This is a genomic window from Pantoea sp. EKM20T (genome assembly GCF_011800485.1).
GTDB lineage: Bacteria > Pseudomonadota > Gammaproteobacteria > Enterobacterales > Enterobacteriaceae > Pantoea > Pantoea agglomerans.
Genome location: NZ_JAALFW010000002.1, coordinates 166,087 through 182,819, shown reverse-complemented (window position 1 = coordinate 182,819; position 16,733 = coordinate 166,087). Strand labels below are relative to the sequence as shown.

At 61.7% G+C, this 16,733-nt stretch carries 17 protein-coding genes; 1 reads left to right on the top strand and 16 read right to left on the bottom strand.

All coding sequences use genetic code 11. The annotated features are described in order from the left end of the window. Positions 1-66: 66 nt before the first annotated feature. Positions 67-1,047 (bottom strand): ribose ABC transporter permease, encoded by a 981-nt coding sequence (locus tag HFD94_RS03935; protein WP_010670880.1) that lies wholly within the window; start codon positions 1,045-1,047, stop codon positions 67-69. A 10-nt stretch (positions 1,048-1,057) separates the two neighbouring features. Further along, positions 1,058-2,572 carry a sugar ABC transporter ATP-binding protein gene (locus HFD94_RS03930; protein ID WP_033758244.1) on the bottom strand — a complete coding sequence of 505 codons (1,515 nt, stop codon included), beginning with the start codon at positions 2,570-2,572 and terminating at the stop codon, positions 1,058-1,060. 147 nt (positions 2,573-2,719) lie between these two features. Between HFD94_RS03930 and HFD94_RS03925 the strand changes: the two genes are divergently transcribed. Continuing rightward, positions 2,720-5,335, top strand: a complete 2,616-nt coding sequence (locus HFD94_RS03925) for an ATP-binding protein (protein WP_167432773.1) — start codon at positions 2,720-2,722, stop codon at positions 5,333-5,335. Here HFD94_RS03925 and phnE (HFD94_RS03920) read toward each other — a convergent pair. From phnE (HFD94_RS03920) to phnF, 14 genes are all read right to left on the bottom strand, one after another. Further along, positions 5,289-6,173 carry a phosphonate ABC transporter, permease protein PhnE gene (phnE, locus tag HFD94_RS03920; protein WP_167432772.1) on the bottom strand — a complete coding sequence of 295 codons (885 nt, stop codon included), beginning with the start codon at positions 6,171-6,173 and terminating at the stop codon, positions 5,289-5,291. The two genes, HFD94_RS03925 and phnE (HFD94_RS03920), sit on opposite strands and share 47 nt — an antisense overlap. Further along, a complete protein-coding gene (gene phnE, locus HFD94_RS03915; RefSeq protein WP_064703644.1) occupies positions 6,170-7,030 on the bottom strand; it encodes a phosphonate ABC transporter, permease protein PhnE in 861 nt (286 codons plus the stop codon). Before phnE (HFD94_RS03915) ends, phnE (HFD94_RS03920) begins: the two co-directional genes overlap by 4 nt. A gap of 93 nt (positions 7,031-7,123) precedes the next feature. Further along, positions 7,124-8,050, bottom strand: a complete 927-nt coding sequence (phnD, locus tag HFD94_RS03910) for a phosphonate ABC transporter substrate-binding protein (RefSeq protein WP_167432771.1) — start codon at positions 8,048-8,050, stop codon at positions 7,124-7,126. Between the two features lie 26 nt (positions 8,051-8,076). Next, positions 8,077-8,907, bottom strand: coding sequence for a phosphonate ABC transporter ATP-binding protein (gene phnC, locus HFD94_RS03905; protein ID WP_045140231.1), 831 nt, complete (start codon positions 8,905-8,907; stop codon positions 8,077-8,079). Positions 8,908-8,986: 79 nt separating this feature from the next. Then, the gene (gene phnP, locus HFD94_RS03900) at positions 8,987-9,757 is read right to left on the bottom strand and encodes a phosphonate metabolism protein PhnP (RefSeq protein WP_033767649.1); all 771 of its coding nucleotides are present in this window, start codon (positions 9,755-9,757) and stop codon (positions 8,987-8,989) included. A gap of 65 nt (positions 9,758-9,822) precedes the next feature. Beyond that, positions 9,823-10,359 carry a ribose 1,5-bisphosphokinase gene (gene phnN / locus HFD94_RS03895; protein ID WP_010247782.1) on the bottom strand — a complete coding sequence of 179 codons (537 nt, stop codon included), beginning with the start codon at positions 10,357-10,359 and terminating at the stop codon, positions 9,823-9,825. Beyond that, positions 10,359-11,495, bottom strand: coding sequence for an alpha-D-ribose 1-methylphosphonate 5-triphosphate diphosphatase (phnM, locus tag HFD94_RS03890; RefSeq protein WP_033772089.1), 1,137 nt, complete (start codon positions 11,493-11,495; stop codon positions 10,359-10,361). The genes phnN and phnM overlap by 1 nt, the downstream gene beginning before the upstream one ends. Beyond that, positions 11,492-12,205 (bottom strand): phosphonate C-P lyase system protein PhnL, encoded by a 714-nt coding sequence (gene phnL, locus HFD94_RS03885; protein ID WP_033772090.1) that lies wholly within the window; start codon positions 12,203-12,205, stop codon positions 11,492-11,494. Before phnL ends, phnM begins: the two co-directional genes overlap by 4 nt. Continuing rightward, complete coding sequence (gene phnK, locus HFD94_RS03880; protein ID WP_033778916.1) at positions 12,206-12,967, bottom strand: phosphonate C-P lyase system protein PhnK; 762 nt, start codon at positions 12,965-12,967, stop codon at positions 12,206-12,208. Then, positions 12,957-13,805, bottom strand: a complete 849-nt coding sequence (locus tag HFD94_RS03875) for an alpha-D-ribose 1-methylphosphonate 5-phosphate C-P-lyase PhnJ (protein WP_010247794.1) — start codon at positions 13,803-13,805, stop codon at positions 12,957-12,959. Before HFD94_RS03875 ends, phnK begins: the two co-directional genes overlap by 11 nt. Further along, on the bottom strand, positions 13,798-14,874 hold the full coding sequence (locus tag HFD94_RS03870) for a carbon-phosphorus lyase complex subunit PhnI (protein ID WP_167432770.1): 1,077 nt from the start codon (positions 14,872-14,874) through the stop codon (positions 13,798-13,800). The genes HFD94_RS03875 and HFD94_RS03870 overlap by 8 nt, the downstream gene beginning before the upstream one ends. Continuing rightward, positions 14,874-15,449, bottom strand: coding sequence for a phosphonate C-P lyase system protein PhnH (gene phnH / locus HFD94_RS03865; RefSeq protein ID WP_167432769.1), 576 nt, complete (start codon positions 15,447-15,449; stop codon positions 14,874-14,876). Before phnH ends, HFD94_RS03870 begins: the two co-directional genes overlap by 1 nt. Then, a complete protein-coding gene (phnG, locus tag HFD94_RS03860) occupies positions 15,449-15,895 on the bottom strand; it encodes a phosphonate C-P lyase system protein PhnG (protein ID WP_010247802.1) in 447 nt (148 codons plus the stop codon). Before phnG ends, phnH begins: the two co-directional genes overlap by 1 nt. After that, a complete protein-coding gene (gene phnF, locus HFD94_RS03855) occupies positions 15,895-16,608 on the bottom strand; it encodes a phosphonate metabolism transcriptional regulator PhnF (RefSeq protein WP_010247805.1) in 714 nt (237 codons plus the stop codon). Before phnF ends, phnG begins: the two co-directional genes overlap by 1 nt. Positions 16,609-16,733: the final 125 nt, after the last annotated feature.

Genomic DNA, 16,733 nt, shown 5'->3' with positions numbered 1-16,733 from the left:
GTGCCAACCACTTAATGGCGTTTTTTAGGTGGCGGAGGTGAAATGGCACATCCGCCCTTTTAAGACTCAACTCACATGATGACGGGTACGGTATTTGTCGATCAGGACCGCGATGATGATGACCGCGCCCTTGATTACCAGCTGCCAGAAGTAGGAGACCCCCATCAGTGTCATGCCGTTATTCAGCGTGGCGATAATCAGTGCACCAATCAGGGTGCCGGTGATGGTACCGATGCCGCCGACAAAGCTGGTACCGCCGAGGATCACCGCCGCAATCGCATCCAGCTCATAGCCCACCCCAAGGTTGCCGTTGGCGCTGTATAGCCGCGAGGCGCTCATCAGACCGCCCAGCCCCGACAGCAGGCCGCTCATGCCGTAGACAAACAGCAGCACCATTCCGACCTTGATCCCGGTGAGACGCGCCGCCTGGATATTGCCGCCGACCGCGTAGATATGGACGCCCAGCGTGGTGCGGCGCAGGATGAACCAGCAGATGGCGATCACTGCAAAGGCAATCACAATCAGCCACGGCACCGGCCCGAGATAGCCGTTGCCGATCCACTCAAAGTTAATATCGGAGTTGATTACCGTGGTGCCATCCGCCAGCAGGTAAGCGGCTCCGCGCAGCGCGGTGTAGGTGCCAAGCGTGACGATAAAGGGCGGCAACCCGGCCCAGGCGACCAGGATGCCGTTGAACAGCCCCATCACCAGGCCTGCGCCCAGCGCCATCGGAATGGTCATGGAAGCCAGCATCGGATCCAGCGACGCTACCAGCGCAACCACCGCGGTGGTCCCCAGCATTGACCCCACCGACAGGTCGATGCCGCCGGTAAGAATCACAAAGGTCATGCCCGCCGCCAGCACGATGTTAATCGACGCCTGACGGGTGATGTTGAGCAGGTTTGCTTCGGTGAAGAAGTTCGGCGTGACGAAACCAAATACCGCCACGATCAGGATCAAAATCGGCAGGATACCCACCGTTTGCAGCAGATCGCCCATCAGAGCGCGTTTCAGCGTCGGTGCTTTGGTGCGGGCCAGTTGTGTCATGGTGGTCTCCTTAGATTTCGCCTGCTGACGCGCTGTGCGCACCGGTTGCCAGCGTCATAATATTTTCCTGACTGATGTGGCTGCCCTCCAGCTCACCGACGATGGTGCCTTCGTGCATCACGTAAACGCGGTCGCTCATCCCGACCACTTCCGGCAGTTCGCTGGATATCATCAGAATCGCCACGCCCTGCCGCGCCATCTCCTGCATCATGCGGTAGATCTCGCTTTTCGCCCCGACATCGACGCCGCGCGTCGGTTCATCGAGGATCAGAATGCGCGGGCCAATCGCCACCCAGCGTGAAATCAGCAGCTTCTGCTGGTTACCGCCCGACAGACCGCCCGCCCGGACCTGAGCGTGAGGAACGCGAATATTGAGTGAAGCGATCGCCTCACTGGCGATGGTTTGCCCTTTGCGGCGGTTCAGCATCCCGTAACTGGCGTCACGTTCCAGCGTCGCCATCACGATGTTCTCCTGCGCCGCCATCTCCAGAAACAGTCCCTGCTCTTTGCGGTTTTCGGTGAGGAAACCGATGCCGCGTGCAATTGCATCGCGCGGTGAATGGATGGTGACCTTCTCGCCATCGATCCAGATCTCGCCCTCTTTCGGCTTGTGCACGCCAAAAATCAGCTGTGCCAGCTCGCTGCGGCCTGCGCCCACCAGCCCGGCCAGGCCGACAATCTCTCCGGCCCGCACTTCAAGACTGCTGGGATGCACTTTGCCACCATCGGTAAGGTGATTGACCGCCAGCCGGATATCGCCCAGCGGGATAGCACGGTCTTTGTTAAACAGGTCGCTGAGCGGCCGTCCGACCATCATCCGCACCAGTTCGCTGGCGTTAAGCTGATCACGGGTCAGGCTGCCCACATACTCCCCGTCGCGCAGCACGCTGACGCGATCGGACAGCTCATACACCTCCGCCATGCGGTGGCTGATATAGATGATCGCCATGCCTTCGCTGCGCAGCCGTTTGATCAGCGCGAACAGCTGTTCGGTTTCGCGGTTGGAGAGCGCGGCGGTCGGCTCATCCATCACCAGAATGCGGCTGTTGCGCTGCAGCGCGCGGGCGATCTCCACCTGCTGCTGCTCGGCGATGCTCAGACGGCTGACCAGATCCCAGGCGCTGAACTGCGCGCCGAGCCGGTCAATGACCCGCTGCGCCTCTTCGGCCATCTGCCGCCGCCTGACCAGCCCGCCGGGCGCGATTTCGCTGCCGAGAAAAATGTTCTCCGCCACCGTCAGGTTGGGTGCCAGGTTGATCTCCTGATAAATCAGGGTGATCCCGGCGGCCAGAGCCTCTTTCGGCCCTTTCAGCGCCCAGGGCTTGCCTTCAATTAAAATTTCCCCGCTGCTGGCGGTATAGGCACCGGCCAGAATCTTCATCAGTGTGCTTTTACCCGCGCCGTTCTCCCCCATCAGCGCGTGGACCTCACCGGGATAAACCGTGAGATCGACGCCCTTCAGGGCATAAAAGCTGCCGAAGCGCCGGGTAATTCCCCGCATTTCCAGTATCGGTGTGGCTGTCATCGCCTCGCTCCTGCGGACTGTGGATAGCCGTCAGTAAAGCAACGCCAGATAAACGGAAAATGTCAGCGCCCGTTCATATTTGTCATAAACGCCCGCCTGCACGCTCCTATACTCGGCCCATCGTTGCAGTGAATAAGAGGTCGTGGGATGCAGCGCACTTATCCGTGGCAGGCCGGGGCACGTGGACGCCTGTTGCTGTTCAATCTGCTGGTGGTGTCGGTCACGCTGATGGTCAGCGTGGTGGCGATCTTCGGCTTTCGTCATGCCGGGGCGATTCAGGAGCAGGCACAGGCGCAGACCCTGGCCGACATGAACGGCAGCCTGGCGCTGGCGCGGGATACCGCCAACGTGGCGACAGCGGCAGTGCGGCTGTCACAGGTGGTGGGCGCGCTGGAGTATCAGAGCGAATCACAGCGGTTGCAGCAGAATCAGCAGGCGTTGCAGCAGTCGCTGAGCCTGCTGGCCAGTGCGCCGCTGGCGGCACGTCAGCCGGAGCGCATCGCCCGGATCCGCGCCCGCAGCCTGATGCTGGAACAGACGATTAACAGCCTGCTGCTGACCGGTCACCAGCGTCATCTGCAGCGCAACAACATGCTGAGCGACCTGTGGCAGACGCAGATTCTGCTCAGCCATATCGACCAGCTGGTACAGCGGGAACAGCGGACGCTGCCGGATGCCGCGCTGCGGGAGCAAACCGAACGGCTGATCACCATCGCAATCCGCACACCCTCGCCCATCGCCGTCATCGAACAGCTCCAGCAGGTGATGGCGCAGTGGCGCAACGTGCCGCTGACGGGCGTGACCGGCGAAAACGTGCAGCGACTGCTGGCCACCCAGCAGCGCCTGCTGCCGCTGGCAGAGGCGCTGGAGCAGAGCGACCTGGCGATCGCCTATGCCACCTACCGGATTAAAGCGCTGGTGGCGATGCTGAATGAAGATATCAGCGCCTCGGTGCAGCAGGTGGCGTTACAGAGTGAGGCGCGCACCCTGGCGACCCACCGTGAGCTGGATTCCATCATCGGCTTTATCGCGCTGTTTGCGCTGCTGGCGCTGGCAATCACCGGCTATGCCGGTATCTACATCTATCGCAATCTCGGGTCGAGCCTGACGGCGATTGCCGGAGCCATGACGCGGCTGGCGCAGGGCGAGCAGAACGTCAGCGTGCCAGGGCTGCAACGCCGCGACGAGCTGGGCGAGCTGGCGCGGGCGTTTAACGTCTTTGCGCGTAATACCGCCTCGCTGGCTCACACCTCACGACTGCTGAAAGAGAAGAGTAATCAGCTGGAGTCCACCTTTCTGGCGATGCGCGACGGCTTTGCGCTGTTTGATAACAACGGGCAGCTGGTGGTGTGGAACGCCCAGTATGCGGAGCTGCTCGGCATCGCGCCGCATGAGCTGCATCGTGGCGTTCCCTGGCAGCAACTGCTGGCGCCGCTGGCGGTGGATCTGCACGATCCCGGTGAACCGCAGGAGATCCGGCTGGCCGATGGTCGTACGCTGGAGCTGCGCTTCAGCCCAATCCCGCGGCGCGGCATGGTCAATACCGTGCTGGACCGGACCTCGCGTAAAACGCTGGAGGAGGCGCTGCAGCACAGCCAGAAAATGAAGGCGGTCGGCCAGCTGACCGGCGGACTGGCACACGACTTTAACAATCTGCTGGCGGTGATTATCGGCAGTCTGGCACTGACCGAAGGCCAGCTGACGCCCGGCCCGCTGGCCAGCCGGATTGATCGGGCGCGGCAGGCGGCCGACCGCGCTGCCCAACTGACCCAGCGGCTGCTGGCGTTCTCACGCAAGCAGGCTCTCTATCCCCGTGCGGTGTCGGTGGTGACGCTGGTGGATAACCTGCAGGGGCTGCTGCAGCACTCGCTGCTGCCCGGTCAGCAGCTGATTATTGATGCGCAGCGTCCCGGCTGGCCCGCCTGGATTGATGCCAGCCAGCTGGAAAATGCGCTGATGAATCTGGTGGTGAATGCCCGCGATGCGATGCATCAGCAAAGCGGTGAAATCCGGCTGCGCATCTGGAATCAGCGTCGTCTGGAGGGGGATGAAAAGCGTGACAGGGTCACAATCGAGGTGATAGACCACGGCTGCGGCATGTCGGCCGGGGTTCGTGAGCAGGTGTTTGAGCCTTTTTTCACCACCAAAGCTACCGGCAGCGGCAGCGGGCTGGGCCTGTCGATGGTCTATGGTTTTGTACGGCAGTCAGGCGGCCAGATCGAACTGGAAACCGCGCCAGGCCAGGGCACCACGGTGCGGCTGCTGTTGCCACGTGCACCGGAAGCCGCCGTCGCCGCAGTGATCGCCCCGCCATCGCCTGTGCACATTGAGACGGACATTGCGGCGGCCAGTAACCGGCTGGTGCTGGTGCTGGATGATGAACCGGCGGTGCGCCAGACGCTCTGTGAGCATCTGCATCAGCTGGGTTATCTGACGCTGGAGTGTGGTGACGGTGAAGAGGCGCTGGCGCTGCTGCGCCAGACACCCGATATCGACCTGCTGATCAGCGACCTGATGCTGCCCGGCGAGATTAACGGCGCGGATGTGATCCGCCAGGCGCAGCAGAACTGGCCGCAGCTGGCGACGCTGCTCATCAGCGGTCAGGACCTGCGCCATCAGCCGGTGACGCTGCCGCTGTGCGAACGGCTGGCGAAGCCCTGGCAGCAGGCACAGCTGGTGCAGGCGTTACAGCGGGCCTGGCAGCGCAGCGAACGGCTTAATCGCGCCCAGCAGGCTGCCACAACGGCACCGGCTTCCCACTGATGTAGCGCTTGCGCAGGCGGCTGGAGATCACATCCATCACCATCACTACCACCACCAGAATCAGCGTCAGGAACATCACCACATCCCAGTTCCACAGGCGCATATTCTCAGCGTAAACCAGACCGACGCCCCCGGCACCGACAAAGCCCAGCACCGCCGCTGAGCGGGTATTGGATTCTATCTGGTAAAGGCTCAGCGCCAGAAACTGCGGGAATGACTGGGTGAAGATGCCGAAGCGGTGTTTCTGCAGGCTGTTGGCGCCGACGGCGCCCAGTCCGCGACCCGGTGAACGCTCCACCGCCTCGTGCCCTTCGGCGTAGAGTTTGCCGAGCAGACCGACATCCTGCAGGATAATCGCCAGCACCCCGGCCAGCGGCCCCATGCCGACCGCCCGGACGAAGATCAGCCCCCAGATCGCCATGTCGATACCGCGCAACACGTCAAACAGACGGCGCATCAGAAACGCCAGCGGTTTCGCGGTTCGGCTGTGCATCACGTTGCGCGCCGCCAGAAACGACAGCGGCAGCGCCAGCAGCGAGGCAGTCAGCGTGCCGGCAAAGACAATCCCTAAGGTGATGCCGACCTGCGACAGATAGTAGCCAAACGGCCAGTTCAGGAAGTCGTGCCAGACAAACATCCGCAGGAAATAGCGCCCCAGCTGCTGGCAGCCCATCAGCAGGCGCGACCACTCCAGACCAAACACCGAAAAGAAAAAGAGGTAATAGAGCAGTACCGCCAGTGTCATCAGCGCCAGGCGACGCAGATAGCGCGGCTGTGCGGCGAAGAGTTCACGATGCTGCTGCTTCATTAGCGCGATATCGGGAACGGTGCTTATCATGTCCTGTCTCCTGTCACACGGCGACGAAGCTGGCCGGAGAGCGTATCCAGCAGCGACACCACAATCAGGATCAGCAGCAGCGTAATACTGACCTGATCGTAGCGGTCCAGTTTGATGTTGGTCATCAGCTCCTGGCCGATGCCGCCTGCGCCGACCAGCCCAAGGATGGTTGAGGAGCGGAAGTTAATTTCCAGTCGCATAAAGCTGTAGGAGAGAAAGACCGGCTTAACCTGTGGCCAGAAAGCGAAGCGCATCCGCTGCAGTTTGCTGGCTCCGCAGGCCGCCAGGCCGCGTACCGGCTTATCTGACGCCGATTCAATCGCCTCGTAAAACAGCTTGGTCAGGCTGCCCACGGTGTGCAGCGCCAGCGCCAGAAAACCGGGGATCGCCCCGATGCCAAAGGCCATCACAAACATCACCGCCCACGCCAGCTCCGGCATGGTGCGCAGGAAGGCGACAAAGGCGCGAATCGTCATCCGCACGCTGACCGGCGTCTGAGTATTGTCGGCGGCGAAAAAGGCCAGCATCGCGGCCAGTGCCACCGCCACCAGCGTCGAAGCCAGCGCCAGTTGTAGTGTTTCCCAGATCAGCGGCAGCTGGATCGGCAGACGGTAGCCCCAGTAAGCCAGCGAGCCTTCGGTCTTGCCGTCGGCAAAGAGCAGCGGCAGATGCAGCACCGGCAGAATTTCGTGCAGGTAGTCAAAGAAGTGCGGCAGCGACTGCCAGACGGTAAGCAGATTAAATTCTGCCACCCTGCCCGCCGCCAGGTAGAGTGCCACCAGCAGCAGTGACCAGAGCAGCGTGTCTCGTTTCTGCTGGCGGCGGATGCGTTGGTAGTAGTGTTCGAATTCGGTCAAAGGGGATCTCCGGCGCTAAAGCAGCGGGACGCGGGCAAGTTTGCCGCGCCCCGCTTTCCCCGCCTGAGCGGAGAAGATAAGAAGTAGCTGGATTTAGCCGCGGCTGCCTTTCATCAGGTCGCGCTTCATATCGATGATGTTCTTATAATCGGCAACCGTCGCCTGACCGATGTGCTGCTCGCCGCCCACCGCTTTCACGAAGCAGGCGTGATCTTCCTTATCCAGCTTTTTAATCGCCGACACCACTTTCGCTTTAAAGTCAGCGGGCAGCTTGTTGCTGACCAGCACCGGACCGTTGGGGATCAGCGGTGACTGCCAGATAATGCGGATCTGCTTCATCAGATCAGGATGGTCCATGCGGATCAGACGGCCAAACGCGCCAGAGGTATAGCCGCTGTTGTAGTCACCGACCAGTGAGGTCCAGGTCACTGCGCCATCAAACTGGTTATTCAGCACGCCCAGAATGTCATGCTCATGGCCGCCGGAGAAGGTGACGCTGGAGAAGGTGTTGTTATATTTGTCATCCACTGAGCCGCCGAACATCTTCTTAAACGCCTGGTTCGGCATCAGGAAGCCGGACGTCGAGTCGGGATCGGCCATACCGAATGATTTCCCTTTCAGGTCTTCCAGCTTTTTGTACGGGCTGTCCGCTTTAACAATCACCACCGAGTGGTAGCCACGTGACTGATCTTTGTCATCCACCACAATGCCAACCACATCCACCGCTTTCGGGTCCTGAATGTAGACCGACGCAAACGAGGCTGGCGACATGCTCAGCACCATATCAATCTTGCCACCCAGCAGACCCTGAATCACGCCAGAGTAGTCGGAGGCGTTGCGCATCTGGGTATCCACACCCAGCTCTTTATCAAAGAAGGTCTTCACACACTGATTATCGCCAATCTGCTGGGTGGCGTTCTGACCGCCCAGAATCCCCAGATTAAGCTGTTTCGGCGCATCCGCTGCGCTGACACCAAACGCCATTACACTGGTCAGGAGTGCTAAAGAAGTCAGTTTCATTCGGGGTTGTTCTCTTGCTGTGGAAGTTAATGGATTTGGTTAAGTTCATCGCCGTACAGCTGGTGCAGCAGGTTGTCGGTCAGTCCTGAAGGATGGCCGTCAAACAGCACCACGCCGCGCTGAATGCCAATCACCCGGGTGCAGTAGCTTTTCACCAGCTCAATCGAGTGCAGGTTGACCATCACGCTGATGCCCTGCTCGCTGACCTGACGCAGCACATCCATGATGCGCTTGGTATTTTTGGGATCGAGTGACGCCACCGGCTCATCGGCCAGCAGGATTTTGGGGTTCTGCATCAGGGCACGGCAGATCGCCACACGCTGCATCTGACCGCCAGAGAGGTTTTCCGCCCGCTGCAGCGCCTGCGGCAGCATGTTCATCCACTGCAGCAGTTCGATGGCGTGCGCCCGGTCATTGTCGGAGAAGATTTTAAAGAAGGATTTCAGCGTGCCGGTCTGGCTCAGACGGCCCAGCAGCACGTTGGTCAGCACGTCGAGGCGTGGCACCAGACAGAAATCCTGAAAGATCATGCCGCACTGGCTGCGCCATTCGCGCAACTGGCGGCTGTTGAGCGTAACCACGTTACGATCCGCTTCGCCATGATGCAGACTGATAATCGCGCCGGAAGTCGCTTCAATCGTGCCGTTGAGCATGTGCAGCAGGGTCGATTTACCCGCGCCAGAGCGGCCAATCACCGCCACCAGCTCACCGGCGTGCAGGTCGAAACTGACCTGATCCAGCACCTGAGTGTCGCCGTAGGCTTTGCTCAGTTTCTGCACCGACAACACTTTTTGTCCGCTGAGGCTGGCCGGTGGCAGATCGTTGTCGACCACCGTTTTCAGAAGTGCCTGTGCCATGGTGTTCTCCGTCATCGCTGATTGCGTTCTGCGGGTTATTAAGGCGTGACGCGATGAACACGGGATGACAGTCAGATGATCAAACCGTGACAGGCCAGTGCGCGCCGCACAGCAATGTCTGGCCATCACGGGCAGCCAGCACGCCGTCCGGCAACGGGTTCTCAGCTAACCAGTTATCCATCTCATGACTGAGATGGGTGAGCCAGGTCTGACGCGGCTGGAGCATCTCTGCTATCGCCAGCGCCTGGGTCACATCATTATGGTTACGCGGTTCTGCTTGCGGCGGATCGTTGCAGTCAATCACCAGCTGGTCCAGCGGCTGACCGCGCAGGAAGTCGGCGGTGTCGGGTGGCAATCCGCAGGTATCACACAGCCAGGCGAGCCGGGTGCCGTGCCAGTCGAACAGATAGCCATGCGTCAGCTTCGAGTGCTGCAACGGCAGCGGCGTAACCTGCAGTTCACCAAAGGCGTGTGCTACAAACGGCGTTAAGGCGGGACGGAAATCGAGCAGGCCTGGATGTTTATAGAGATCGTCACAGCCTCGCGGATCGGGTGGACCCCAGACCGGAATCGGCGCGCCCACTCCCCAGCGCAGTGCAAAAAGCCCCTGCACATGATCCATGTGGTAGTGAGTCAGCAGAATGCGCGTCAGTGTGCCGGGCGGGAAGCGCGACGCCAGCAGCGGCAGACCGGCATCCAGCAGGATGCGCTCGCGACCAAACTCAATCAGCGCGCTGCAGGGTGCACGCGCGTAGCCGCTGTTGAGCTGCGCACGCTGACAGGCGCGACAGTCGCAGCCCGGCAGCGGTGCGGCAGTGACCCCGCCAGTACCCAGAAAAGTGAGTTTCATTGATGCGCCTTTGGTAGCGGATGTCGATGCCGGACTGTCACCGCCGGTGCCAGGATAAGAGAGTTTCATTGATGCGCCTCCAGTATCTGACGCAGCAGGCACACGGTATCCGCCAGCGCGCCGTCGTTGTTGAGGATAAGGCAGCCATCGGGCTGCGGCTGTGCGGCGCGCGCCAGCCGCCGGGCGATCTCCGCCTCATCTTCCCGTCCGCGCTGGCGCAGCCGCGCTGCCAGCACGGCGGGTGTGACCTGCAGACAGACCGGCAGCAGCTGCGTGCCGAAACGGGCCTGCGCCTGCGCCAGATGCAGCCGCGAACCGTTCACCACCACATTCTGCCCGCGCAGCAGCCACTGCTCCGTCTCACAGCCAATGCCATAGCTGAAACCGTGCGCCTGCCAGCTCACCGCGAACAGTCCCAGCGCAGCGCGACGGGCAAACTCCGCCTCGGTCAGTGCCACATGGTTTTCGCCGCCCGCATCGGCGGCGCGGGTAATGTAGCGATGGGCGATCAGCAGCCGTGGCGGAGGTGCCGCCCGCAGCGCATCCAGCAGGCTGTCTTTACCCGAACCCGAAGGACCGGTGAGCCAGATCAGCCGCGCCATCAGTACACCTGCCGGCCTTTGCTCCAGACATGCCGCACGTGCGGGTAGCCGTGTGCGGTATGCGCCAGCACCAGATCGGCGCGGCAGCCTTCGGCGATTACCCCGCGATCTTCGAGCCCTAAGGCGCGCGCCGGGTTACAGGTGACCAGCGCGATCGCCTGCGCCATGCCGAGGCTGTTGCGCTCATCATCTGCCAGCCGGAACGCTGCATCCAGCAGGCTCGCCGGATAGTAATCGGAGGAGAGAATATTCAGCAGGCCGTGTGACGCCAGCTCCCAGGCAGCGACGTTGCCGGAGTGCGAGCCGCCGCGCACGATGTTAGGCGCGCCCATCAGCACCTGCATATTGCGATAACGCGAGGCGCGTGCCGCCTCCAGCGTGGTAGGAAACTCCGCGATGCGGCTGCCCGCGGCATGAGACTCTTCAACGTGCGCCGCGGTGGCATCATCGTGGCTGGCAATGGCGATGCCATGTTCCCGGCAGAGTCCGGCAATCGCCTGACGATTGGGCTGTGACCATGCTGCTGCCAGGGTGAGCTGGTCATGCTCGAACTGATCCATCTCCGCGTCGTTGAGCTGATATTTGCCCTGATAATATTCGCGATACTTCGTCAGGGACGCGTACTGACGCTGGCCCGGTGAATGGTCCATCAGCGACACCAGCGCCAGCTCCGGCGTGCCCATCAGCGCTTCAAACAGCGGCGCAGTGGTGGGATGCGGCAGTTCACAGCGCAGATGCAACAGATGCTCGGCCCGGTTCAGTCCTTTGCGGTTGCTGTCGCGGATGGCGTCGATCATCTTGCTGAGGTTATCCAGCCGGTGCCCGCCGTCGCGCACATCCCCGACGCCAATCGCATCCAGCACCGTGGTAATGCCGCTGGAGACCATCAGCGCATCGTGGCTGCTCATCGCCGAGTGTGCCGGCCAGTCCACTTTCGGACGCGGCGTGAAAAACTTGTCGAGGTTATCGGTGTGCAGCTCCACCAGACCCGGCAGCAGCCAGGCGCCCTCGCCATCCAGCGCGCCCGGCTGCTGGCTGGTGGTTTCGCTGAAGCTGCTGATGCGCTCGTCGCGAAACTCCAGCGATCCGGTTACCACTTCGTTTTCCAGCACCAGTCTGACGTTATTGATGATCATGCCTGCGCTCCTGTCTCGATTGGGTGCATCAGGTGCAGCCGGTCCGCTACCCGCTCGCGCACCGCCCGATCGTGAAAAATACCGACGATGGCGGCACCACGGGCGCGCGCCTGTTCAATTAGGCTCACCACCGCCTCGCTGTTGACACTGTCGAGCGAGGCGGTGGGTTCATCCAGCAGCAGCACCGGATAGTCGGCGATAAAGCCGCGAGCGATATTGACGCGCTGCTGCTCTCCGCCAGAGAAAGTGGACGGGGCCAGCGACCAGAGACGCTGCGGCACGTTGAGCCGGGTCAGCAGTTCGGCGGCACGTGCTTCACATAAGGCGCGCTCGACGCCGCGCTCCAGCAGCGGCTGCATCACAATCTCCAGCGTCGGCACGCGCGGGATCACCCGCAGAAACTGGCTGACCCAGCCCAGCGTGTCGCGGCGCAGGGCGATAATCTGGCGCGCCGATGCCTGCGCCATGTCGATCCACTCGCCCTGATGCGCGACCCGAATGTGGCCGCTGTCGGGCTGATAGTTGCCGTAAAGCGCGCGCAGCAGTGTGGATTTACCGCTGCCGGAATGACCGTGCAGCACGACGCATTCGCCCTCGCCTGCCGTCAGGCTGGCGTTGTGCAGCACCGGCAGCGCCGCGCCGTTCTGGTTATGCAGCACAAAGGTTTTACACAAATTCTCTACCCGCAGGCGCGGAGTGATAGTTGTCATTTAATTGAGCACCGAAGAGACCAGCAGTTGAGTGTAAGGATGATGAGGATCGTCCAGCACGCGGTCAGTCAGACCGCTCTCCACCACCCGCCCCTGCTTCATCACCAGCAGGCGATGCGCCAGCAGTCGCGCCACGCCGAGATCGTGGGTGACAATCACCACCGCCAGATTCAGTTCGCGCACCAGCGTCCGCAGCAGATCCAGCAGTCGCGCCTGCACCGACACATCCAGCCCGCCGGTCGGCTCATCCATAAACATCAACTGCGGCTGCGTCACCAGGTTCCGGGCGATCTGCAGACGCTGCTGCATACCGCCGGAAAAGGTGGTGGGCAGATCGTCGATGCGACCGGCGTCAATCTCCACCGCCTGCAGCCAGCGGCTCGCCTCGGCGCGGATATCGCCATAGTGGCGCTGTCCGGTCGCCATCAGCCGTTCGCCGATATTGCCGCCCGCGCTGACCTGCGAACGCAGCCCGTCCATCGGATGCTGATGCACCACGCCCCATTCGGTGCGCAGCAGGCGACGGCGATCGCTTTCACTCATCTGATAGAGGTCGCGATTCTGATAGAGGATGCTGCCCTGCTGCGGCGTCAGACGCGCCGACAGGCTCTGCAGCAGCGTGGTTTTACCGGAGCCGGACTCGCCGACAATGCCCAGCACTTCGCCGGGAAAGAGATCAAAACTGACCTGCTCAAACCCTTTTCCCGGCGCATAAAGATGGGTGAGCTGGTTCACCGCAAGCAGCGGCTGTTCACTGTGCATGTTGCTGTTCCTGCTGCTGATGGCAAAAGTCGGTGTCGGAGCAGACAAACATCCGCGTTCCCTGATCGTCCATTACCACCTCATCGAGATAGCTGTGGCGCGAGCCGCACAGCGCGCAGGGTTCATCCCACTGCTGCACGGTGAACGGATGATCGTCGAAGTCCAGGCTTTCCACACGGGTGTAAGGCGGCAAGGCGTAGATGCGCTTTTCACGCCCGGCACCAAACAGCTGCAGCGCGGGCATCATGTGCATCTTCGGGTTGTCGAATTTGGGAATGGGCGAAGGATCCATCACGTAGCGATCGTTGACCCGGACCGGATAGGCGTAAGTCGTCGCGATGTGGCCGTAGCGGGCGATATCTTCATACAGCTTCACCTGCATGATGCCGTACTCCTCCAGCGCATGCATGGTGCGGGTTTCGGTTTCGCGCGGCTCGATAAAGCGCAGCGGCTCCGGGATCGGCACCTGGAAAATCAGGATCTGATCCTCTTCCAGCGGCGTTTCCGGGATGCGGTGCCGGGTCTGGATCAGGGTGGCATCGGCGGTGCGCTCGGTGGTGGCAGCATTGCTGACTCGCTTAAAGAACTGGCGGATCGACACCGCATTGGTAGTGTCATCTGCGCCCTGATCGATCACTTTCAGCACATCCTGATCGCCAATCACGCTGGCGGTGATCTGGATGCCGCCGGTGCCCCAGCCGTAGGGCATCGGCATCTCACGTCCGGCGAACGGCACCTGATAGCCGGGGATCGCCACCGCTTTCAGGATGGCGCGGCGGATGGTGCGTTTGGTCTGCTCATCGAGATAGCCGTTGTTATAGCCGGTGAGTTCAGCCATGGTTGCGCTCCTGATAATCGTGCTGCAGCTGTTTCAGCAGTTCCAGTTCCGCCTGGAAATCGACGTAGTGCGGCAGCTTGAGATGCGAGACAAAGCCTGCGGCTTCGACGTTGTCGGCGTGCGACAGCACAAACTCTTCGTCCTGCGCCGGGCTGGTAACACGCTCATGCTGTTCGCGGCTTTGCAGCGCCCGGTCCACCAGCGCCATCGCCATCGCTTTGCGTTCGGCGCGGCCAAACACCAGCCCATAGCCCCGGGTAAAGTGCGGCGCAGTCTCGTCGCTGTGGGCGACGCCGTTGACCATTTCACACTCTGTCAGTAGCAGCTCACCGATCTCCAGCTCAAAACCCAGCTCTTCGGGACAGATACTGACGCTGAGAGTGCCGGTGCGGATCTCGCCGGCAAACGGATGGGTGCGGCCATAGCCGCGCTGGGTCGAATAACCCAGCGCCAGCAGAAAGCCTTCGTCGCCACGCACCAGTTGTTGCAGCCGCGCGGCGCGTGAGGCGGGAAAGCTCATCGGCTCACGGGTGATATCGACAGGCTCGCTGCCGTCATCCATCTCGGCGGCAGCCAGCCCTTCATCGCTCATCATGCTGAACATGTGCGGGCACTGGTCAGGCACCGAACGATCGTCACGCGGCGCGGCGGGCGTTTCGCCATTGGCCAGCAGCGTGAAGTCGAGCAGACGGTGGCTGTAGTCATAAGTTGGCCCCAATACCTGGCCGCCCGGCAGATCTTTATAGACCGCCGAGATGCGGCGTTCGATGCGCATCGCACCGGTCGTCAGCGGCGTGCTCTCCGCCAGGCGTGGCAGCGTGGTGCGATAGGCGCGCAGCAGAAAGATCGCCTCGACAAGATCGCCGCTGGCCTGCTTAATCGCCAGCGCCGCCAGCTCAGGATCGTAAATTCCTCCCTCGGTCATCACCCGATCCACCGCCAGTCCCAGCTGCTGCGCCACCTGATCGCAGCCGAGTTCGGCTACCGCTCTATCGCCGCGCCGCAGATCGGCCTGCAACTGGTGGGCATTTGAAATGGCTTTTTCGCCCCCTTTCACCGCGACATACATCAGCACACCTCCACAACGGTGGTGCGCGGCACGGCCATGATCGCTTCGCCACAGGTGAAGATCAGGTCCACGCCCTGTGGAAACGGATGCGGACGGGTGCGCAGATATTCCAGCACGCTTTCGGGCAGCTGTGGCGCGATGGCGCGGGTTTCCCGCAGGCCAGGGCCGGAGAGGCGCAGCGTCAGGCCGCCATTCAGCGACGGCACTTCGATAATCAGCGTGGTGCTTTTTTCTGGTGACATGTTGTCACCCGCTGCGAACTGCGTCGGGTCGGGCTGCGCCGCCGCATGGCTCAGGGCGAATGGTGCATCCTGCTGCGTGGTGATCGGCGCACCGGTATGGAAGCGCAGATTGTTGCGCAGCTGTTCGTTGTCAATTTCCTCATCCAGCCAGACCGGGCTTTCCTGATCGACCAGCGTCAGCAGCAGCGCCGTGGCCGCCGGTGACAGTGCGCCCCAGCCCTGTTGCAGCGGCAGCGAGACCATCACGCCCGGTTCGCTCATCGCTTTCAGAATGCGGCGAAACGCGCGCTGCGCATCCGCCACCGGATGGTTAAAACTTGCCAGTAAAGTCATCAGTTATCTCCGCGAACCAGCGTAAAGAAATCCACTTTGCTGCTGGCGATTTCACGGGCGCGCAGCTGTCGCTGCTCATCGCGCCACGCCGCCAGCGGGGTAATAATCTTCTCTTCCAGCAGTTGCCGGGTTTCCGGCTGCTGCAACAGCGCATCCAGCAGGGCGCAGCGCTCGGCATGGGCTTTGTCACGCCCTAACAGGTAGCTGTAACCTAGGGTGCCGTCGCTGAGCTGCACCACCGCGCGCGTCACCGTGGCATCACCCATCACAAAGCGTTTGCCGGTGGCCCCCATCCTCGCCTGCAACCGTGTCAGCCCGATCTCTGCCGGACGGATCAGGGTAAAGGCGGGCTGGAGGTTAAGCGCCTGCCAGTGCGTCTCAAGCAAGGCGGCGCTGCTGTGCGCCAGCACCGACAGCCAGCGCTGGCGATCCGTTTGCTGTTCCATTAGTGCTCCAGAGTCAGTTCAATCATGTCGCCGCGCGTCAGGCTGACGGAGTATTCCGCCACCGCGCCATCACTGGTTTTGTTCAGGGTCCGCACGCAGAGCAGCGGCGAATGCAGCGCGATGTCGAGCTGCCGACACTCTTTGGCCTGCGCCCGACGGGTGCTGATGCGGGTCTGGGTGCGCACCAGCTGCTTGCCGGTGTGCTCCACTAAGAAGTCGTGCAGCGATCCACTGTTAAATTGCTGAAGTTGTGGCCACCAGCTGAGGTCGGCGAGGAAATGGTTAATCAGGCAGAGCGGCACGCCGTTGGCGCGACGCAGGGTACGCAGATGAATGACGTTGTCGCCCTCTTTCACGCCCAGCGCATTGGCAACGTCGTTGCTGGCCGGACGCAGCACCGCCAGCAGCCGTTCGCTGGTGGGATGACTGCCCTGCTCCAGCAGGTTCTGGCTGAATCGCGCCTGAGCATGCAGCGGATAGTCATAAGGGCGCATCAAAACCAGGATGCCGACGCCGTGACGGCGCTGCAGCAGCCCTTTGTGCACCAGCTCATCCACCGCCCGACGCAGCGTGTGGCGATTCACCTCATAGTGATCGGCCAGCTGTTGCTCGGAAGGAAGATAGTCGCCGCAGCGGTAGCGCTCTTTCAGCGCCTGCTCCAGTTGTGCGGCAACAGCCTGATAGACAGTGGTCGGATGTCTGGATAACTCCATCACGATGAAATCCTCACGGGTTACAGAGTGGGAACGCAGTGAAAAGACGCTGCGGGATGGTGTTAGCTTGAGGGGATCAGATGACAGAACCGTGACGCGGGGGTGAAGGAGAGGTGAATGTGGTG